This window comes from Corynebacterium sp. LaCa117, assembly GCF_046717765.1.
GTDB lineage: Bacteria > Actinomycetota > Actinomycetes > Mycobacteriales > Mycobacteriaceae > Corynebacterium > Corynebacterium kefirresidentii.
Map to the genome: position 1 here is coordinate 2,452,292 of NZ_CP177102.1, position 20,810 is coordinate 2,473,101.

Here is a 20,810-nt window from a genome sequence, read left to right on the forward strand (position 1 = left end):
TCGGCAACGAAACCAATGATCTCGCTGATGATATCCACAGCACTAGATAGAATCATAAATAACTCCTTGACTAGGATTGGGACTTTATATTCCTATCGCTAATCAAAGCACACTACGTTACATCGGGGCAATGGTGTGCTTCTTCGGCAGATCGCTTTCCTGCTTCGTTGCCAGCTGCCGCAGCGCTTGGCGAAGAGCCAACCGGGATTGACTCGGCTGAATCATCGCGTCCAAATAGCCGCGCTCGGCCGCGACATAGGGCGCAGTCATAGTCTCATCGTAGAAGTCCATGAACATCTTCTTGGTCATCTCGCGCTGCTCAGGGGTCTCAGCGGCGTCTAGCTGCTTACCGGCGATCATCACCACGGCGGCTGCGGCACCCATAACGGCGATCTGCGCGGTTGGCCACGCCAAGTTGATATCACCGGTCAGGTTCTTCGAACCCATCACGGCATAAGCACCGCCATAGGCCTTGCGCACGATGAGCGAAACCTTGGGCACGGTGGCTTCTACCACGGCGAAAGCAAACTTGGCGCCGCGGTGGATAAGGCCCACCTTTTCCTGCTCTACGCCTGGTAGGTAGCCCGGGGTATCCACCACGAAAACCAGCGGAATATTGTAGGCATCGCAGATGCGGATAAAACGTGCGCCCTTATCGGCGGCGTCTGCATCAATGCAGCCTGCAAGGTGCATGGGATTATTGGCTACAAATCCCACCGTCTTGCCATCAATGCGCCCAAAGGCGGTGATCATATTGGGTGCAAAGTTCTCTTGAAGTTCAATGATGTCCTCGTCATCGCCCAATTGGGTCAACAAGTCCATCATGTCGTAGCCGGCATTGGTGTCATCCGGCATGAAGGAGTTGAGGTCTTCGTCTTCGGCCACGTCGGCGTCGGAAGGCGCGGCGAATTCCGGGGCCTCATCAAAGCACGTTAGCGGCAGGTGGTCCAGGAGATCGCGCACCATGTCGAAGGCGTCTTCCTCAGAGGGAACGACGGCCGAAACATTGCCGTTGAGCTCCTGCTGGCGAGCGCCACCCAGCTCGGCGGAGGTAACGTCCTCACCGGTGACCTCACGAATCACGTTGGGGCCAGTGACATACATTTCCGCTTCCTGGTCCACGGCAATCACAAAGTCCGTGGTCACGGGAGCATAGACGGCACCGCCAGCGGACTTACCCATCATGATGGAAATCTGTGGGCTGCGGCCGGACAGCGGCAGCTGGCGCCGGGCGATCTCGGAGTACATAGCCAGCGAGGTCACCGCATCCTGGATACGGGCGCCGCCGGAATCCTGAATGCCGATGACCGGGCAGCCGATCTTGATGGCCATATCCATGACCTCGGTAACCTTCTTGCCAAAGGTCACGCCGACAGAGCCACCGTAGACGGTCTTATCGTGAGCGTAGATGCACACTGGGCGGCCGGAGATGCGGCCATAGCCGGTGACCACGCCATCGGAATAGATGGCGTCAGGGTCACCTGGGGTCTTACCCAAGGAGCCGGTTTCGACGAAGGAACCCTCATCTAGCAATTCATTGATGCGTTGACGAGGCGTGGTACGCCCAGCCTCGTCGCGGCGCTTGCGGGAGCGCTCACTGCCTGGGTCCTGCGCCTTGTCTAGGCGCTCGCGCAGGTCAGCGAGTTTCTCAGCGGTTGTCTGCTTGGCCGCCACGTATCTTCTCCTCGATCCATTCGTCCATATGCTTGCCCACGATGCCGATGGCCGGCTCGTCTGGCACTGCAAGGTGATCGCCTTGCAGCTGCACAATTTCCAGATCCTTAACGATAACTCCCCAACCGCCGTCGGGGTCAATCTCAGCGTAGCGCGGCTCCAGCTCAATCGCACCGTCGTGCATCCGCTCGGAACGGAACAGCAGAACCGGCACGGTGACATCGGCCCAGCGGTGGAAGTCGATCTTGGCCAGAATCTGGTTATCCACGAAGGAGGCGCGCTGGTGCTCTAGAACGCCGGCGGCAAGGCCGTGCTCGGAGGCGTCGGTAGTAGCGAGGAACTCCGCCAGCATGGTCATAAGCGCATCCTCGCCCATGGTCTCCAGCATCTCGTACGGCGGCTCAAAGACCAGTCGGTAGGTTTTCTTGGCAAAGGCCGCGTAGCGCTCCCACCGGGCACGGGTTTCTTCCGGCGTATCCGGAGCCGGGTTCGACGGCTGAGTGGTATCCAGCAGCGCGATGAACGCCACGTCCGCCGAATCCTGGCCGCGCTGGGTGCGCTGATGCAGCTGGTAGGCCACCTCATAGGCCAGCGCGCCACCGAAGGACCACCCGCCGAGCACGACCTTTCGGCCGCGAGCGTAGTGCAGGATGTCCTCGATATAAGCCTCGGCGCGCTCCTCCAGCGAGCCCTCGACGCGCTCTACGCCGTAGACTGCCACGTCCTCGGGCAGGCGGCGGGTTAGTGGCTGGTAGACCACAGTGGTGCCGCCGGCTGGGTGGAACATGAATACGGCCGGACCATCAGCCTCGCGCAGGACGCGGATATTGCCTTCTACCTCGGTCTCCAGTCCTTCGCGGACGAGGTCGGCCAAAGTCTCTAGCGCCTCGGCCTCGTGGACCTGCTGGGCGGTGACCTCGATGCCAGCACGCTCGGTGAGGCGCTCGGCGATTTGGGTCGCTACCTCATCGCTTACCTCTGGCAGCGCCGAGGTAACGCCCGCAGCTGCCTTACCGGTAAAGGTAGCCCAGGTGCCAAAGACCATGCGCTCCGAAGCATCACGCGGGGCAACGCCGACGCCCTGGCCGGGTTCGTCCTCTTCTGGTGCAGGGGTGTCCGCAGAAGCAATCTCGCTGGTATCCACGTTGCCGCCAGCCACGGCCTCTTCCACCATGGCAATGACGTCGGCCAAAGAGGCGTCGCGCAACGCCTGCACCTGCAGCGGCGGAATCTGGAAGTCATTTTCCACGCGATTTTTAATGCGCATGCCCATGAGGGAATCCAAGCCCAAGTCAATGAGCGGCAGCTCCCGCGGTAGGTCGGATACGTCATAGCCCATGGATTCCGACACGATGAGCGCGAGGCGGTCCTCCACGGTTTCCTCTGTGGGATCCCAGCGCACGGCATCGACTTCTTCCGTCGCTGCAGGCGCGCTTTCAGGAACCTCAGCCACGCCTGGGATAGGCGCCGCACCCAAATCCAAAGCGGAGGCAAAGCCTTCCGCCACCAGCTCTGTCTGTGCACCACGAACAGCGTAGACAGCCACGGACATACCGCCAATGGACTGATTTACCACCGTGGTGACCTCGCCGTGCGGTGGCAAATCGGCGTGTTCCTCGGTGGCGATGATGCGTGCTCCTGGCTTGACGGCCTCGGCCGCAGCCTCGACGATGGCCAGGGCGGATGGCGCTTGGTCCGCATTGGTGGAGAAAGCAACCTTGCCCTCGGGCAGGTTAACGCGTGCGCCCGGCAGGCCAGAAACGCCGGCCGATGGACGGGCATTGGTCCAGAAGCGCTGGCGGTTGAACTGGGTATAAGGCGCCTCTACGCGTGCGCCAGAGCCAAAGACCGCACCGAAGTCCACCGGCATGCCGGCGACATAGAGCTTGCTGAGCAAGTCGAGGAGAGACTCGGTGGGATCTACCTTGCGCTTTAGGGCATACAACAGTTGCGCATCGGCCTTGCCCACCGCAAAGGCGGTGGACATGAGTCCCATGAGCGCAACCGGGTTCGGCGAGATTTCTACCAGCTGGTTGTGTCCGGCGGCGAAGGCTGCCTCGGTGGCATCCTGCAGGTAAACCGAGTGGCGGGTCATGCGCAGCCAGTAATCCTCATCATGCACGGTGGTTCCAGGACGATAGACCGTGCCCTTATCCACGGAGGAAAACAGCGGGGTGTGCAGCGGCTTGGCTTCCATACCTGCGATGGCGGCATGCAGCTCTCCCAGGATGGGGTCTACGGCCGAAGTGTGCCCGGCCGCCTTCACATTGAGAGCGCGGGCGAATTTGCCCTCGCCATCGAGCTTTTCCACCAAGTCCAGCACCTCTTGGCGCGGGCCGCCCACGGTGGTCATACCTGGACCGGTGTACACGGCAGGCTCGATGTTTCCATCAAGCGCGGCAATATCCTCGGCAGAGAGCTCAACTACGGCCATGGCTCCTTGTTCGGCATCGCTTAGCGACGCCTCACCCTCACCCATCAACCGCGCGCGGTGGCAGGCGATCACCATAGCGTCCTCGGCGGAAATACCGCCCGCGGCATAGGCCGCTGCGATCTCGCCCATGGACATGCCCATCACACCGGCAGGGCGCACACCAAAGGAAGCGAGCAAGTCCGTCACTGCAATCTGGATGGCGGTAATGGCTACCTGGGCGGTCTCGGTGTCATATGTTTGCGCATCATCGTTGACAATGTCCAAGATGGACCATCCGGACTCAAAGTCCACGATTTTATCTAGCTCTTCCAAACGGGCCGTGAACTGTGGCGAAAGCGCAATCATGTCCTTAGCCATCTTGCGATGCTGAGAGCCAAATCCGGAGTACACAAATACCGGACCCGGCACCTGCGGGGAATCCGCAGCGGCGATACCGACGGATACCTTGCCCTCGGCCACTTGGCGCAAGCGCTTGACTGCTTCCTCGGTGGAGCTAGCCATCACGACGGCGCGAGAGCGGGAGTGATTGCGGCGGGCGACGGTACGGGCGACGTCGACAAGCGCGGGCTTTTCCGCCTCAATGAAGTCCGCCAACAGGGCCGCAGCGCGTGCCCGGCGCGATGGCAAGAGGCCAGAAACCGGCAACGCGACCGTTTCCGTGGAAAGCTGCGGCTCGCGCTCGGCCGGGGTGCCGCGGTAATCGGTGAGCACGACGTGCGCATTGGTGCCACCAAAGCCAAAACCGGATACGCCAGCAATCTTGCGGCCGGAGTATTCGGGCCACTCGCGCGGATCCTCGACTACCTCGAGGCGCTCGGCTTCGAAATCGATATAACGGTTCGGCGCCGAGTAATTGATATTCGCCGGAATCACATCATTGCGCATGGCCTGGATGACCTTGATAAGGCCCACCACGCCCGCAGCGGATTCGGAGTGGCCAATATTGGTTTTGGCAGATCCCAGCAAAATCGGCGCATCCGCGCCACGACCGGCACCGAGCACCCGCCCCAAAGCAGAAGCCTCGATCGGATCACCCAAGATGGTGCCGGTGCCGTGCGCCTCGATATAGTCCACATCTTGCGGATTCACACCCGCATCCGCATAAGCTCGGCGGAGCACATCTTCCTGTGCCTCCGGATTCGGGGCGGTCAAGCCATTGGAGTGCCCATCGGAGTTGACGGCCGAGCCTTTAATGACAGCCAAGATATCGTCGCCGTCCGCTTCCGCGTCCTCCAGGCGCTTGAGCACGAGGACACCAGCAGCATCGGCACGCACGATGCCATCGGCGTCGTCAGAAAAAGCGTGAATGGCACTCGTCGGAGAGGTAACGCCCAATTCAGAAAACGCCGTCGACGCGTGGGGAGCGGCTAGGATATTTACGCCACCGGCCAGGGCCACGTCCGCGCTTCCCGTGCGCAAGTCCTTCACCGCCTGATTGACGGCTACGAGGGAGGAGGAGCAGGCCGTATCCACATTGATGGAGGGGCCACGGAAATCCAGGGCATAGGAAATGCGATTGGCCACCACAGCAGAAGAAATGCCGGTCAGCGCATAAGGATGCATCTCGGCAGAATCGGCGGCGATGAGCATGCCATAGTCGTTATTGGTCGAGCCCATGTACACACCAGTCTGCGTGCCGCGTAGCTCGTTGGCAGGAAGTCCAGCGTTTTCTAGCGCTTCCCACACCAGCTCCAACAGGATGCGCTGCTGGGGGTCCATATTGGCGGCTTCGAGTGGAGAAAGACCAAAGAATTCCGCATCAAAGGAAGCAATATCCTCGATATAGCCACCATCGGTATTTTGCTGGGCGATCTTTTCGCTCATTACAGGGTCCGCCGAGTACTCGGACCAACGTCCTACCGGCAGTGGACCTGTTCCGGCGCGGGATTCCGCCAACATAGACCAGAACTCTTGGGCATTCTTGGCGCCCGGGAAGCGTCCGGAAAGACCAATGACCGCAACGTCGGATCCCTGCGCGATCCGCGGGGTGCGCTCTTCCGGCTGGGGCGCCGCCGGTGCGTTCAGCAGGCGGTCCGCCAGCAGCTCGATGGTGGGATACTCATATGCCACGGTGGCATCGAGGCGGGTGCCCAGAAGGTTTTCCAGCTCGCCGGATAGCACTACAGCATCCCGCGAGGAGAGGCCATAATTTTCCAAAGGCTTGGAATCTAGGATCTCTTCTGGGGAAACACCGGTGGCCTGGGCGACCCAGTCACGCAGCCATGCTCGCAGTTGCTCGATGGTCATAAAAGGTCTTTCATTACGAGAAGTTATTAAATGGCAAGAGGGTATATCGCTATATTTTGTCACTTTGTTAGCGATAAATCAGATCCCTACATAGTTCTTCTTAGCTACACGGCGCGCAATCTTGCCGGAAGAAGTACGGTTGATTTCCCCTGGGGCCTTCCACACGATGTCATCTGGCGTAATTCCATGATGCGAGGTGACGGCGGTGCGGATGGCCGCGGACGCCTCTGCATCGTCGGCCGGCTGCGCATCATCGGCGCGCTCCACCAACAATACGAGAGATTCCGAATCCTTGCCTTCCACGGAGAAGGCGGCAACGGAGTCCGGCCGCACCTGGGTCGACGCCGCTTGAACGGTGCTTTCAATATCCTGCGGATAGTGATTGCGCCCAGCGATGACGATGAGATCCTTCAGGCGGCCAGTGATATATAGCTCACCATCGACGATGGCGGCTAGGTCACCGGTTGCCATCCAGTAATCGTCTTCTGGCAGGCCGTCCTGCTGGCGCTCACCCAAGGTATTGCGGAAGGTCGCGGTGGTTTCCTCAGGCCGATTGAGGTAGCTGGTAGCCATATTGGGACCATGCACCCAGATTTCGCCGATTACGCCGTCCTCGACCTCAGCGCGCGTTTCCGGGTCCACGATGGCGAGGTGCTGATGCGGCACGCACTGCCCATTGGACGCATAGGCCACAGTCGCATCGGATTTATCCTCGATGATGGCGCGTCCCGCGGCCAGTTCGGCACGGTTGAAGTGGGAGATGACTGGGTGCTTGTCGGTTTGCGGGGTAGATACAATAAGCGCCGCCTCTGCCAGACCATAGGACGGGCGCAGCACGGAACGATCCACGCTGAAGGCATTCAAGAAGGAATCCACGGCCGCCTCCGTTACCGGCTCGGAACCGATAATGATGCCCGCTACGTGCGAGAAATCAGCATCTTTGGCATGGCGCGCGGCGAGTTCCAGCGCAAAGTTGGGGATAGCCGTGTACGTAGCTTGCTCGCCGGCGGTCAAACGCCGGATCCAGCGGTCTGGGTGTTGGATGAAATCACGTGGGGTCATCATCTCGAAGTCCAAGCCCAAAATGGTAACGAATACGGCCAAAATGATGCCCATATCGTGGTGCATTGGCAGCCAAGAGACGATGCGAGCCGGCATCTGAAATTGCAGCGCTTGGAAGATCTGCGCAACATTGGTGATGATCGCTCGGTTGGTGAGCTCCACGCCGGCCGGAGTCCGGGTGGACCCGGACGTGTACTGCAGGAAAGCGGTGTCCTCTGCGCTTCCTTCCAGGGGTGTCCAAGAGTCAGCCAGGGAATCAGGAAGGGCGTCGATGGAAATGACGCGCGGGCGCTCACGCTGGGCGGAGAAGTACTTACGCACAGCGGCGGCAGAAACACGATTCGTCACCACGATAGGCGGTTCGCAATCGCCGAATACGGCCTTGAGGTGGTCGGTGTGGCCCGGCTCATTGGGATCATAAAGCGGAATCGGCACCATGCCCGCGTACAGCGCGCCCAAGAAACCAAAGACGTATTCCGGTGAATTACCAGCCAAGATGGCAACGCGGGTGCCCGGATCTGCTACCTGCTGCAGTCGCGCCGCCACCACCTTGATGCGTTTATTGACCTGCGCGCGGCTAAGCTCCCGGCAGGTTTCTTCCTCACCGTAGATCCACTGGCGCATAACCACACGGTCTGGGTCAGTCTCCGCCTGGTAGAGCCTTTCTGCCAGCTGGGCCAAACTGAACTCGGGCGCTAGGAATTGCCCCATCTGCGCTTTCAGATCCATGGAATCTCCTTAAGTGAATGGTTTCTTTAATAAAACTATCGGAGGGTGGGGAATTGCTGTTACGCGGCGTCGATAAGCTGTCGGGCCCAGCCCACTACCCACTGGTTAGCCGTCGTGCCATCAATGACTCCGTTATTGGAGGCGTACTGCGCATGGACGCCATTCGCGGCAATCAAACCCTGCGCGCGCTCCAGCGCATTAGACACGTTTGGTGGGGCATCACAGACTGAATCATTGGGCGCACAGATCTGGAAGGTCCGATCCGCCAGGCTACCGAACCCATTCGGGCGCGCACCGCGCATGGACGCACCCGGAACGATGGGCTGAACCAAACCGGATACTGGCTGGAGAGCAATTTCCGCACCCACGCCGCCGACCTTGCGGCCTGGGTTTTGACCAACGCCGTTTTGGCGGCGACCATCCGCAATGAGAGCTACACCTGCAATGCTTTCCGCCGGCACTGCACCCTGGCCGCCACCGATCTCGTCGGCAACGTCACCAGCGATAACCGCGCCCTGAGAAAAGCCACTCACAATGAATTTGGTTGCCGGGCAGCTCTCATGCACACTGCGCAGCTCATCATTCATCTTGGTGGTTCCCTCATTGCGGGAATCGTCGTAGCTCATCTCATGCTGTGCATTGATGTTTTTAAACTGCGCGGTATAAGGAAGGGTCCATACCTTCACGTCCTCCCCGTAGGCCTCCTGCAACGGCTTCGTAATAGACAGCATGAATGAGCGCGGATTGGCAGAAGGATTAAGGGGATCGTCGTTAGCCGCAGATTCCCACGTACCCGGGGCGGAAATGAACTCCACACGCGGGCACCACTCGGGCTGCTGCGGCGGTGGCGCAGCCTGCTCCGTGGTATGCGGAGCTGGGGAGTCATCCGTTCCACTATTGAGGTAACGCGACGCGCCCACGCCGATAACAGCTAAAACGACGAGGACTGCGACAACGGTAATGGTTTTTCTCATGGATTAGTTGTACCAGGTGAACCTAGCAAATCCCTGTACGTGCGGAATCCGTAATCAGCTTAGAAAGCTCTTCAAAGCCCATCTTGGTGCGCTGTTGCTCAACAAGCTGGCCGGCGACCGCAGAGAGGGTGACATCATTCTCATCACAGGCTGCTTTGCCCGCGCCGAGGAGCTGATCTTCTACGCCCTCAACGTTGACGCCGGCGTCTTTTAGCCTGCCTAGGTACTTGGCTTCCGATTCCGGCAGCTCGGCGGTGGGAATTTCAGAGATCTCACGCGCACCGCGGTCTTCCTGCGACTTAGAGGATGTCTCTTCCGCAGAGGTAGGGGCCTCCGACTCCCGCTCGAGGGGCGCGACCTCGGTCTCTTGCGAAGGTTCGCTATCCACCGTGGCAGAACCGCACCCCGCAAGGGTCAAGCACAGCGCCGCGCCCACTACTACTAGCTTGCGCATGACTACTTCTTCTCGGTCCGAACCTGGCCCAGAACCTCGCTGATCTTGCCGTGCTGGAATTCCTGGCTCAAACCACCAGCGGCAATCTCGGAGTAGTCAGAGGTAGGCCAGCCGAACTCGCCCTGCTCCCAGCCAGCCTGGCCCCAGCGGTCCATAATCTTGCTCTTCAGAATGTAGTGCGCACCAGTCTTCGGGGACCAGTAGATGCTGCCCTTTTCAAAGGTCTGGAAGAAGCCGCCATTGACGGCGTTCTCTCCGGACGTCGGGAAGCCGAGCGCAGACTCCGCGCCGCCCATGTCCTTGTACTTGGCGCCGATAGCACCATGTACTACCTGGTTGGAGCCATCCGGGTTACGGGTAAGGACTCCGTCCTGGAATTCCTGCATGTAGCCCTCACCGACCTTCTTTACCGAGCCGGTCGGGTACTTCAGGTCGCCCTTTTCGTAGCCATTCTTGCCCCAAGCCTGGAACATATCGCCGGTAATCTCCCAAGCGCCAGTCTCCGGGGACCAGTAGATGGAGCCGTGCTCAAAGTGCACGAAGCGGCCCTTGCCGTCTGGCGTCTTGGACTCACCGGTCTTCGGGAAGCCAAGCCAGGAGGTTGGTCCGCCGATTTCGGCATAGCGAGCACCGATGCGGCCGAAGAGGGCATGCGCACCGGTGTCTGGGGACCAGTAGGCGGTGCCAGACTCGAAGTCCTGGGCCTTGCCCTTCTTGGCGACGTCGTACTCATTATTCAAGCAAGAGCCAATAACGCCGCTCTTGGTCTCCGCAGCGATGGCTCCAATTGCCTCACAGTCCGCACCGCGGTCGGCCTTGTCCATCTGCAATGCATCCGCGATGTATGGCCATGCCTGCTGCATCTCAAACTGCCAGTATTCCCAGCTGTGCACGCCAGATGGGCGGAACTTAACCACAGGATCAATCTTGGCGCGCTTCGCATAATCAACATAGGTCTGGGTGGACATACGGGAGATGACCTCCAAGCCCATGCCGGCGAGGTTTGCCTGGCCCTTAGCCACGGAGTTGGCGTTGCCAAAGTCATCCTTGCCCGAACCTGCGGAGACATATACCTTCATGTCCTTCAGGTTTTCAATGCCCAGCTTTGGATCATGGTCGATCCAGTTTTGGGAGCCCGGCTGGCCCCACATCTTGCGGGAATCATAACCGCCGGCATCGCGCTGCGAAGCCATGATGGCTTCCGGCATGCCACGCGTAGTGGTATCGAGGTAGCCGGAGAAAGAACCCACGAAGCTAAACAGGTGCGGGTTGCGCTCAGCTAGGTTCATCGCGGCAGTACCGCCCATGGACAGACCGGTTACCGCGCGCTTGTGGTTGGAGCGGTATTCATTGTCCAGGATCGGGATCAATTCCTTGGTCAGGAAGGTCTCCCACATATAGTGCTTACCGCGGTCTGCTTGCTCCCAGTCCGAGTAGAAGGAAGACTCGCCGCCCACCGGCATGATCAGGTTGACGTTGCGGTCGGCGTACTGGTTCAAAATATTGGTTTCAATGGTCCAGCCGGACTCATCATCACGAGCACGCAGGCCATCCAGTGCCCATACCTCTGGGAACTTCTTTTCTGGGTGGGAGTACCAGTCACGGGCGAGCTGGATTTGCACCTTCTGCTCTTTATCCGGCATCGCCGCGGACTTGATGTAGACCATCAAGTGGCGGTTGGTTAGGTACTCCACGCGGTTGATCTTCACGCCCTCCGGCAGACCCTTAACATCCGGGTACTCGGTGTTCAGCGGGGTGCGGGCAGGTGGATCCTTTGGTGCGAAGTGATCGGACAGGCTGGAATCGCCGCCGATTGCGGAAGAGAGATCGCCTACAGAAGATTGTGCGGTGGCGTTTGGCAGCAGGGCCAAACCCACGGCGATGGCGGTAGGTACTGCGGCCACAGCAAGGCCCTTGCGAGCCTTGCTCGGGGAAGTGCTTTTGCGCATAGGTAAACGTCCTTGAAGATTTGCCGCGGTACCTTTCCGAGGGTTCCCCTCCCCCGGACCGATGCCTACGGCGTGAGCTGTCTATCGTGTGCTCAAGTTTAAGTTGAACTTGAGACTTACGCTAGACAGACACGCCGCTACATTGCCGGGGAATTACCCGGATTATCCTGTCCGCTCACGCGGTACAGGTGCTCGTTGACGAACTCGCCTACGCCCCAGCGCGCCAACTCGCGGCCATAGCCGGAGCGATTCACGCCACCGAATGGCAGGCCTGCTGCGGTTACCGACGCCTCGTTAACAAACGTCATGCCATCGTTGAGCTGGTTGGCTACTTCAAACGCAGCATCCAAGTCAGTGCCCCACACGGAGCTAGACAGACCGTACTCGGAGTTATTGGCAATCTCGATGGCCTCTTCGACGTCCTTGGCCTTGTACACAATCGCCACTGGGCCGAAGATCTCGTTGCAGCCTACGTCGGCGGACGGGTCGACGTCGGTAAGCAGTGCAGGCTCCATATAGGCACCCTCGCGATCGATCTTCTTGCCGCCTACGCGAATCTTGGCGTCGCCGTTGGCCGCGGCCTTTTCGAGGCGCTCCACAATCTCATCGCGGGCGCCGATGGAGGACAGCGGACCAATGTCGGCATTCTCGTCGTCATAAGTGCCGACCTTCATGTCCCCGATCTTCTTTTCCAAGTACTCCACAGTGCGGTCATAGAAGTCCTCTAGAACGATAAGGCGCTTCGGTGCATTGCAGGCCTGGCCGGTGTTGTACATGCGAATCAGGTTGAACTGATCCAGTACCCACTCCAGATTCTCATCATCGATAACCAGGAATGGGTCATTGCCGCCTAGCTCCAGCACGGACTTCTTGTAATTTTCACCAGCGGTCTTGGCCACGGCAGCGCCCGCAGCCTCAGAGCCGGTCAGCGAAACACCCTTGATGCGCTTATCCGCTACAAAGGCATCCATCTGGGAACCGGAAGCATAAATGTTGATATACGCATCCTTCGGCAGACCAGCTTCTTCCAAGATGTCCTGACATGCCTGGGAAGACAGCGGACAGATGGAAGCGTGCTTGAGCACGATGGTGTTACCCAGCAGCAGGTTAGGAGCCGCGAAGCGGGCTACCTGGTAGTACGGGAAGTTCCACGGCATGATGCCCAACAATGGGCCAATCGGCTCCTTGCGCACGACGGTCTTATGCGCGTTCTGAGCCGGCAGGTACTCATCTGCGAGCAGCTCGTGCGCATGCTCGGCATAGTAGCGATAGATATCGGCAACAATCTGCACTTCGGCCTTTGCCCAACGGGTCAGCTTGCCCATTTCACGACCGATGTGGTCTGCCAACTCATCGATGCGCTCTTCATAAAGGTCCGCAGCGCGGGACAAAACCGCGGCACGCTCCTCGATGCGAGTACTACGCCATGCATCGTAGGCCGCGGTGGAGCGGTCTAGGATGTCATCGCGCTGCGAATCATCGATGCGTTCAAACTTGTCTTCACTCTTGCCTGTGCTTGGATTCTCAATAGCGAACATGTGCCCCTGTATAGTCCCGACTCACAGGCCTTGCAATGATCCCCTCCTGAGCTTGAGGAATCGCTCCCACGTCAGCTTCCAGTGAATATTCCGGGGAGCTAATGGACCTGCCGCTCGGTCTACTTCGTAAGTGCCATCCTCAAACATCCAAACTATGTCGCCGGTAAACGGATCCATGACGTATCGCACCCGCCCATCAGTCTTTACATTGTGGTGATGCTGACACAGGCTCACCAGATTTCCCACACTTGTAGGCCCGTTGTTGCCATACTCCACGCGGTGGTCCAATTGGCAATAGTGCGCCGGCATTGAACACCCGGGCCACCGGCACGTTGCATCCCGCCCTTGTACCCAGGTACGAATCTCCTCTGAGGGAACATAGCGCTGGACATCCTCGGCTTGGAGGGTTCGCACTACCGAGTCATGCATCAAATTCTCCCCTAGCTCACACCATCCTGCACTGGGAATGAAAACGCGGGAGGTGTCCTCACCCGTGCGATAGGTATTAATGACCACCTTGGTTCTAGTGCGATTAAAAATCAGTTTTTCTAGCGCCGCTGCCTTTGAAACCCCGTCTTGTGATGCGGCTTTATCAATATGCCTTGAGATTGCCGCCGCAGTGGCTTTATCTGTCTTCAAAACAACCGTGGCCTGTCCGCCTGAATAGGACACCGACACTGCACGCTCGATGTCCTTAGACAAATCCGGTTTCAGCAGCCCGTCAATAAATCCGCGCAGGAAGTTGCGGATTTCCGGTTCTGTCGGAACGTGCTGTCCCGGATCCTTAGGAGTCAGGAAGTCTGCCAGCGCCGCATCAACCAGCTGGATCTTTGCCTCATCATCCCCGAGGGGTCGCAATTCCACGTCAATAACTTGAAGCCGCGGGAGGTCCAAGATCCAGTGCTCTGTCTGCACTGCGGTAGTAAGCGGAAGCTCACTCATCCGAAAGTGAGCTTGGATTGCGCTCGAGACGCGCCACCGCGACAGCCCCAACCTCTTGGATAACACTGCCAGTGTGCAATCAACGTCATCCTCCAGCTGCGGTAATAACGCCTGAAAGAGTTGCCACGACTGGATTCTTTGCACCATGGCCATGACGCACACGGTGTCCTCTAGGTCATTGGTGGAAAAATATGCTTGCTTTGGCGGTGCGGTGGCAGTAGTCACGTAAGTTCCCCCTCATTAAATTCGCACACCCAATCGAACTAACATCCACAGAATAACCCGAACAACTGTCCCCCGCAACAGCTAAGGGTATATTTGTTCGATATTTAACCTAAAGAAAATCCCCCCTTCACAATGAAGAGGGGATCAGGCCGTGAGAATTACCAAGCGTTCATAACGTTAAGTACTTGCGGCTTGGAACGGTTGAGCTGGTAGCCGAACTGCTCCCAGTTGTGCAGGCCCTGGGCCGGGTAGTCCACGGTTGGATTGAGACCCTGCAGGCGAGCAGCGCCTTCCCACACGCGGGTGGTGATATTGGAGCCGACCTCGAGTGCAGCACCGGCCGCCTGGTGCTCCGGCAGGTAGTGGCTATCGCCGGCACCTGGGATACCGGAGGCTGCGGAGATATACAGGTTGGTGTTGCGCAACTGCGGAATGAGCAACAGCGGATCATTCTGGAAACGCTTCGGGTTAAACAAAGAACCGTACATAGCGTTGATGTTGAATCCACCCGCGTCCAGCATGGCAAAACGCATCATGGTCTGAGCACCTGGAACCGTGGTGGTCAGGAAGCCGGAATAAGACATTGCCTGGCGGAACTGGTTCGGGTGCTTGGCGGCGAGGGTCAGAGCAGCACCAGCGCCCATGGACAGGCCAGCAATAGAGTTATTATTGCGGGCAACACCAAAATTGCGCTCCAAGTAGCCAGGCAGCTCGCTAGTCAGGAAGGTCTCCCACTTGTAGTTGACCGGATTTTGCAGGTCATAGGTAGCAGGACCCTGCCAGTCGGCATAGAAGGAAGCGGCACCGCCCACCGGCATAGCCAGGGTAATATTATGTGGCTCGTAGGTCTTGGCAGCATTGACGTCGTTTACCCACGCGTTGGTGCGATTGGTAGCACGCAGGCCATCGAGCAGGTAGAGGGCAGCATTGCCGCCCCGCTTCGCGGGCTGAATCTGCACCGGAATAGTGCGGCCCATAGCCTGAGACCACACGTCACAGCGCTGGACCCACCAGCCAACCTTGTCCCACTCACACGAACCAGTGGCGTCACGGCGCAGCCAGTCGCGGTTGGCTGCCTCGGCCGGCTGGGAACCCGCCACGACGGCCAAGCCCAAAGCTACGGCAACTGCCATGATGACTGAAAGGACGCGACCCTTGATGGAAGCAGTCATCTTTCTCCTCCAAACTACTCGGTGATTGTCACTAAGCTCTATCGTCCGAACCCTGTATATCGTTAACGTCACGGATCGATAACAATGTCACAGGTTAGTGTAACTTAGGTTGGCCCTAAAGTCTGCATTTGAAGGAATTAGTGCAGGTAGTCCGAGGGATCCGAGGAGAAGGCTAGGGTCCGCCCGTCTGTCAGGGAGAATTTAATATTTTTCCAGAAACGGTCCCAAGTTAAAGGATCCCTGTAGGTAGCGAAGAGTTTCTGAAAATCGGCGTCGGCAAGAGCGGCGCGAGCCTTGGCAGCCTCGTACTTATCAATCCACGCCGGAACCTCGTCAATATCAACGGCAGAGTCTGCCACCTGCCATGACATGTCCAAACTCTTGTCGTGCCCAATGCGCCCACCCTCGATGCGTGGCTGGCGCGCCGCCAAAGGATTGCTGAGCCCAATATTGTCCAGCACGCGAATATCCAGCGGTGCATTCATGGAAGAAAGGCCCAAATTGAGCAGGTAAACGGTCGGTGGGTCGGTGCGCGAGGGATCTGCGGGGGCCGCCGTCCACGAGAACCTATCTTCCCCCTTGATATAGCGGAAAGTCATGGCGTCGCCAGCCTCCAGCTCGTCGATACCCTCTTGGTAGTCCTCCATAAACTTGGCGCCGAGGAATTCTTCGGCCCGCATGGGAGGATCCTCACGCTGGGTCGCGTGGGTCCAGAAATCGCGCTCATCCACGATGGAGATCTCGCCCTCGTAGATGCTGCGGTCCACCGGATGTCCGCGCAGAACGATAACTAGCGCCCATACCGCACAGAACACGGAGGCTATCCATGCTCGAACGCTCACCACAAAAATGGGAAGCAGTGCCGCAAAAAGTGGGAGCAAAAGCATGCGACCATGCATGAAATCTCCACCCACGCGCAGCACGTAGAGCGTGTGAATGAGCGCAGTGCCTTCAAAAAGATAAATAGCGGTGGCAGTAGAGCGCACCGCAGTGGGGCGCAGGTTTGCCTTCCATAGACCTGCCACGGCGAGCACGATAAGCGGCAGGAAGAGCCAGTATGGGCCGGCAAAATCCGCCAGGTAGGTAAACCCCTTGCCCCATTCGGCCCCAGCCGCAGACTTAGCCACGGCCGTGTGCGGGGTTAGTAGACCGTAGTAGCCCATGCGGAAAATCTCATAGGCCAATGGCAGCGGCACCGCGGCGGCAAGAATCTTCCACGAGCGGTGGGATACAAGAAGCACGATTCCCACCAGACCGCCGTATAAAGCGAGCTCTGGGCGCACCAGCCAGGACAATCCGGCCCAGAAGGCGAGCCAATAGGCATCGCTATTGCTCCCAGAGTGGCGGCGCGGGCGCGTCCAGCGCAGCAAAAGCCGCCACAGCATAGCGAGATAGAAGATGCACAAGCCCCATTCCAGGCCGGAGGTAAAAAAGTCCCGGGCCGGCGGCAGGGCCAGATATACTAGCGCACCGGCCGGAAGAACGATGCCAGTGCGCATGCTGGCCGCAGCGCCCGTACCGACTACCATTGCCGCGACCGCCAGGATGAGCCCCAAGTAAATGGCGATGCCTTCTAGGTTTGCGTGGGTCACCCAGCGCACCAGGAAAATGAGGTACTGCCACAGCGTGGAGGTATTGGCCTCTACGCGTTCGCCCATATTGAACACGGGCCCATTTCCGGCTTCGAGGTTGCGCACGGTGCGCAGGACAATGAGTCCGTCATCGGAAATCCAGCGGCGCGCAAAACCGCCCCACAAAGATAAAACACCGATCACAAGAACGGCCGCCGGGGCACTCCAGCGGGCGATACTCTTGTGGTCGGTGTTAAGCACGGGGAGAAAGTTTATCAGCCCCGCAGAAAATTTCTATATCGATTCAGCTGTGTCTAGAACAACGGCATGATATAAACCGCCATGGCGATGCAGGCGAGCCAAGCCAAGGCGAGAACCTGCAAAGTGCGGTCCTCCAGTGCAATCTCATCCGGTGCGCCACCCTGGCCGCGGTCCACGTCGGCCGCATAGCGCAAGATGGCGATGGTAAACGGCACCATGGAGACCTGGTACCACACGCCACCGGTCTGGGCGTCGTTAGCAAGCTCGAAGCCCCAGAGGGTGTAGCAGATAACCACCGCGGTGGCGGCTAGCGTCCACACAAAGCGCAGGTAGGTAGGCGTATAACCTTCCAGAGACTTGCGGATTTTCGCGCCGGTTTGTTCCACAAGAAGGATCTCCGAGTAGCGCTTGCCAGAGGCCATAAATAGCGAGCCAAAGGCCGCCACCAGCAGGAACCACTGCGAAAGCTCGATGCCTGCAGCCACGCCACCGGCCATGGTGCGCAGCATGAAGCCGGAGGAAACCAGGGCGATATCAATCACCGGCATGTGCTTCCAACCGAAGCAATAGCCCAATTGCAACGCGATATAAATCGCCATCACGATTGCCAGCTGCGGGCCAGCGGTAGCAAGGAAGGATAACCCGATGGACAAGCAGATGAGCACCACGGCCATGACATAGGCGAGCTTGATGGGCAGCACGCCGGAGGCAATCGGGCGGAAGCGCTTGGTCGGATGCTCCTGATCCTCGCGCCAGTCCTTCGCATCATTGATCAGGTAGATGGAGGAAGCGCCGAGGCAGAATACGATGAATGCCAAGAGGACATCGACAAGCACGCGGCCGTGAAATAGGGCATCGGCGCCGGCTGCGGCGGGGGCCGCCAGTACTAGGACGTTTTTGACCCACTGCTTGGGGCGCAGGGCCTTAATCATGCCATCGACAAGATTCTTCGGCGGCTTGCGCTTGCGGCCGGTATCTACGCCAGAGGTGTGCGGTTCCGAATGGAAAAAGTGCTGGTTTCCATCATCACTCATGCTTCATTCCTTTCATCACGACCTCTGCGGTAGCAGCGCCGATGGCCGCACCCACTGCCGTATCTGTTGGGTAGTGCACTCCGAGCACCATACGCGATGCCATCATCACCGGCACGCCGAGCAGCGGCGCCTTGCGGCCAGTAAGGCGGCTGACTGCCACCAAGAAAGCGGTGGTCGAGGTCGCATGCGAGCTGGGGAAAGATAGCTTGGAGGGAGTCTTTACCCCCACGCGCACGTACGGATAATCGGGGCGCTTGCGGCGCACGATGCGCTTGAGCACCACGCTGGCGGCGTGCGCGAGAAAAGCAGCAGCACCCACCCGGATCCAACCCTCGCGGCGGCGCTTGTCGACGCCCGCCCCTACCGCAGCGCTGCCCATCCAGCCCAGGGCATGCTCGCCCCAGTGGCTCAGCCCGCGGGCAGTAGGAAGCACGCCGGGCACGTCAAAGGCCGCCCCCTGGATGGATTCGAGGACGCGCGATTCTGCTACGGAAAGTTTATTGGGCATCAAAGACCTTCTTCCAGGACTCGCGCGAGGTCAGCTCCGATTGCGCCGCGCGGTATTCAGCGCGCAGGTCATCGAAATTCTCCTCGATTTCCTGCAGCAGTTCGCGGGTCTGGACTACGAGGTCTTTGGCCAGGTCGCGGTCGCGCTTACGGAAGGCCACGCCGGTACCACCTGCGGTAGAGACGGTGGCAGAGTCCACGCGGGAAAGGGTAAACCAACGGGCCTCGTCCGGAGTGAGGTTAAGCTGAGGTGCCTCGTGGTGCGCAGCGTCTTCCTTGCTCACGAGGTGCTTGAGGCCCTTGATGGCCCACGGGATCTTCTTAATCTTGGCTAGGCGGCCGCCGATATTGCGCGTAGGCACACCTGGCGCGCCGGTGGGAGAGGGCAGCTCATCTGCGGATTCCAAGATGACAGCATCGGAATAGTTCTTGCGGATTTCCGCGATGCGCGGCAGCGAGGACTCCAGGATGTCAAAGAGATGGTCCGGCCCCGCTAGGAAGTCGCGCATAGCTTCAATCTGGATGGCCATGGTGGAGTATTCCATGCACATGGTGTGCTTGAGGGTGGACTTGAAGATGGACTTGGTAATGCCCTTGGCCGGCCCCTCGTGGTACATCGCGGCAACGATGAGGCGGTTGCGCAGGTGGAAATAGGCCTGCCAGTCAATGGCATCATCCTTATCAGCCCAAGCCATGTGCCAGATGGCGGCACCTGGCCAGGTCACCGTGGGGAAGCCATTGCGCGCCGCGCGCAGGGAATACTCGGTATCGTCCCACTTGATAAAGAGCGGCAGCGGCTGGCCGTTGGTTTCTGCCACAATGCGCGGGAAGAGGCACATCCACCAGCCGTTGTACTCCACGTCAACGCGGCGGTGCAGCGCGCGGGAATCGTACTTCTTGGGATCTAGGTGGGTTTCGCGGGTACCGATGGCGCGCAGCGGGTACTTGGCAAAGTCGTGGTCGTAGACGGCGTGCGGTGCCGCACCCCACATGAAATCGGCACGGTTGACACGCTCGCCGGTAGTGCGCAGCTGGGAGCGCTCCTGCAGGTTAAGCATCTGGCCACCGACGATAATCGGCTTGGCGGCGTAACGGGCCGCTTGCACCGCGCGCAGCACGGAATCCGGCTCGATAGCGATGTCATCGTCCATATAAAGGATGAAGGGCGAATCGGTATTTTCCAGCGCCTCGTACATGATGCGGGAGTAGCCACCGGAGCCGCCCAGGTTGCCCTGGCGGAACTCGCGGAAACGCTCGCCAAAGTGAGCGACTGCCTCGTCATAGCCTGGCTCATCGGCAGGGTGCTGGTTGCCTTGGTCCGGCATGAGGACGAAGTCGATGATTTCATCGACTACTGGGTCCTCGGCCAATGCCTTAAGGGCTGCTACGGCATCGGTCGGGCGGTTGAAAGTGGGAATGCCTACCGCCACGCGCTTGTCTTGGGCTGGCTGCTCGGTGCCGTCCGGCAGCACCTGCGGGCCGGGGGCGTGGGGGGAGCACCAGGCGGCGTCGGCAAGCGTGGTGTCCTGCTCGGCGGTGATATCGAACCACAGCCAGCCGCCGTCCTCGAAGTTTTTGAGTGGCAGCTCGAACTCATGGTGGCCGGTGCTTACCAGGTGGTTGGCCACGGAAATGCGCTGGCCATCCTGCTTGGAGCGGTAGAGGGAAATATTTGCCTGGCCCTCAATGTCCAGGCTGAGGATAACGGAGCGCAGCTGGGACCAGCGGCGCCAATAGGAGGCCGGGAAGGCGTTGAAGTAGGTTTCAAAAGAGGCTTCCTCGCCGGCCGGGATGGTTACGGACGTCCGGTTAAACCAGCTGAGGCGTTCGCGGTTTTGCTCGGCCTCGATGAGGTAGAGCATCCGCACATCAAAGGGCTCGCCGCGCTTAGGCAGCAGAATGCGCTGCAGGGGCTCATGGGCCTGGGTGTTGTTGGCAGTCACGATAACTTCGATTCTCCAAACGGTATAAACAGTAGTCAGCGATTTAGCGTAGTTGCTTTTGCATAAGTACTACGGTTTACACGCGGAGCCCGTA

13 protein-coding genes are annotated in these 20,810 nt (G+C 59.2%); all 13 read right to left on the minus strand.

Features of this window, described 5'->3' with window-relative positions; translation table 11 throughout:
• Nucleotides 1–117 precede the first annotated feature (117 nt).
• Nucleotides 118–1,674, minus strand: a complete 1,557-nt coding sequence (locus ACLI1L_RS11800) for an acyl-CoA carboxylase subunit beta (RefSeq protein ID WP_411707654.1) — start codon at nucleotides 1,672–1,674, stop codon at nucleotides 118–120.
• The gene (locus ACLI1L_RS11805; RefSeq protein WP_411707655.1) at nucleotides 1,649–6,355 is read right to left on the minus strand and encodes an alpha/beta fold hydrolase; all 4,707 of its coding nucleotides are present in this window, start codon (nucleotides 6,353–6,355) and stop codon (nucleotides 1,649–1,651) included. The genes ACLI1L_RS11800 and ACLI1L_RS11805 overlap by 26 nt, the downstream gene beginning before the upstream one ends.
• Before the next feature lie 78 nt (nucleotides 6,356–6,433).
• Complete coding sequence (locus ACLI1L_RS11810) at nucleotides 6,434–8,146, minus strand: AMP-binding protein (protein ID WP_411707656.1); 1,713 nt, start codon at nucleotides 8,144–8,146, stop codon at nucleotides 6,434–6,436.
• 59 nt (nucleotides 8,147–8,205) lie between these two features.
• Complete coding sequence (locus ACLI1L_RS11815) at nucleotides 8,206–9,120, minus strand: cutinase family protein (protein WP_411707657.1); 915 nt, start codon at nucleotides 9,118–9,120, stop codon at nucleotides 8,206–8,208.
• A gap of 22 nt (nucleotides 9,121–9,142) precedes the next feature.
• The gene (locus tag ACLI1L_RS11820; RefSeq protein ID WP_411707658.1) at nucleotides 9,143–9,574 is read right to left on the minus strand and encodes a hypothetical protein; all 432 of its coding nucleotides are present in this window, start codon (nucleotides 9,572–9,574) and stop codon (nucleotides 9,143–9,145) included.
• A 2-nt stretch (nucleotides 9,575–9,576) separates the two neighbouring features.
• Nucleotides 9,577–11,523 (minus strand): alpha/beta hydrolase-fold protein, encoded by a 1,947-nt coding sequence (locus tag ACLI1L_RS11825; protein WP_411707659.1) that lies wholly within the window; start codon nucleotides 11,521–11,523, stop codon nucleotides 9,577–9,579.
• A 137-nt stretch (nucleotides 11,524–11,660) separates the two neighbouring features.
• Nucleotides 11,661–13,061, minus strand: coding sequence for an NAD-dependent succinate-semialdehyde dehydrogenase (locus ACLI1L_RS11830; RefSeq protein ID WP_086588547.1), 1,401 nt, complete (start codon nucleotides 13,059–13,061; stop codon nucleotides 11,661–11,663).
• Nucleotides 13,062–13,082: 21 nt separating this feature from the next.
• A complete protein-coding gene (locus ACLI1L_RS11835) occupies nucleotides 13,083–14,228 on the minus strand; it encodes an HNH endonuclease signature motif containing protein (RefSeq protein WP_411707660.1) in 1,146 nt (381 codons plus the stop codon).
• A gap of 158 nt (nucleotides 14,229–14,386) precedes the next feature.
• On the minus strand, nucleotides 14,387–15,400 hold the full coding sequence (locus tag ACLI1L_RS11840) for an alpha/beta hydrolase (protein ID WP_394287086.1): 1,014 nt from the start codon (nucleotides 15,398–15,400) through the stop codon (nucleotides 14,387–14,389).
• Nucleotides 15,401–15,537: 137 nt separating this feature from the next.
• Complete coding sequence (locus ACLI1L_RS11845; protein WP_411707661.1) at nucleotides 15,538–17,232, minus strand: hypothetical protein; 1,695 nt, start codon at nucleotides 17,230–17,232, stop codon at nucleotides 15,538–15,540.
• A gap of 53 nt (nucleotides 17,233–17,285) precedes the next feature.
• A complete protein-coding gene (locus tag ACLI1L_RS11850; RefSeq protein ID WP_086588550.1) occupies nucleotides 17,286–18,266 on the minus strand; it encodes a decaprenyl-phosphate phosphoribosyltransferase in 981 nt (326 codons plus the stop codon).
• Nucleotides 18,259–18,774: a phosphatase PAP2 family protein gene (locus ACLI1L_RS11855; RefSeq protein WP_411707662.1), complete on the minus strand. Its 516-nt coding sequence runs from the start codon at nucleotides 18,772–18,774 to the stop codon at nucleotides 18,259–18,261. Before ACLI1L_RS11855 ends, ACLI1L_RS11850 begins: the two co-directional genes overlap by 8 nt.
• Nucleotides 18,764–20,716, minus strand: a complete 1,953-nt coding sequence (locus tag ACLI1L_RS11860) for a glycosyltransferase (protein WP_411707663.1) — start codon at nucleotides 20,714–20,716, stop codon at nucleotides 18,764–18,766. Before ACLI1L_RS11860 ends, ACLI1L_RS11855 begins: the two co-directional genes overlap by 11 nt.
• Nucleotides 20,717–20,810 lie beyond the last annotated feature (94 nt).

Bases quoted from the DNA above. Each gene is read 5' to 3' on its own strand.
- ACLI1L_RS11805 (WP_411707655.1), bottom strand. From the start codon at position 6,355: ATGACCATCGAGCAACTGCGAGCATGGCTGCGTGACTGGGTCGCCCAG.
- ACLI1L_RS11810 (WP_411707656.1), bottom strand. From the start codon at position 8,146: ATGGATCTGAAAGCGCAGATGGGGCAATTCCTAGCGCCCGAGTTCAGT.
- ACLI1L_RS11815 (WP_411707657.1), bottom strand. From the start codon at position 9,120: ATGAGAAAAACCATTACCGTTGTCGCAGTCCTCGTCGTTTTAGCTGTT.
- ACLI1L_RS11820 (WP_411707658.1), bottom strand. From the start codon at position 9,574: ATGCGCAAGCTAGTAGTAGTGGGCGCGGCGCTGTGCTTGACCCTTGCG.
- ACLI1L_RS11825 (WP_411707659.1), bottom strand. From the start codon at position 11,523: ATGCGCAAAAGCACTTCCCCGAGCAAGGCTCGCAAGGGCCTTGCTGTG.
- ACLI1L_RS11830 (WP_086588547.1), bottom strand. From the start codon at position 13,061: ATGTTCGCTATTGAGAATCCAAGCACAGGCAAGAGTGAAGACAAGTTT.
- ACLI1L_RS11840 (WP_394287086.1), bottom strand. From the start codon at position 15,400: ATGACTGCTTCCATCAAGGGTCGCGTCCTTTCAGTCATCATGGCAGTT.
- ACLI1L_RS11850 (WP_086588550.1), bottom strand. From the start codon at position 18,266: ATGAGTGATGATGGAAACCAGCACTTTTTCCATTCGGAACCGCACACC.
- ACLI1L_RS11855 (WP_411707662.1), bottom strand. From the start codon at position 18,774: ATGCCCAATAAACTTTCCGTAGCAGAATCGCGCGTCCTCGAATCCATC.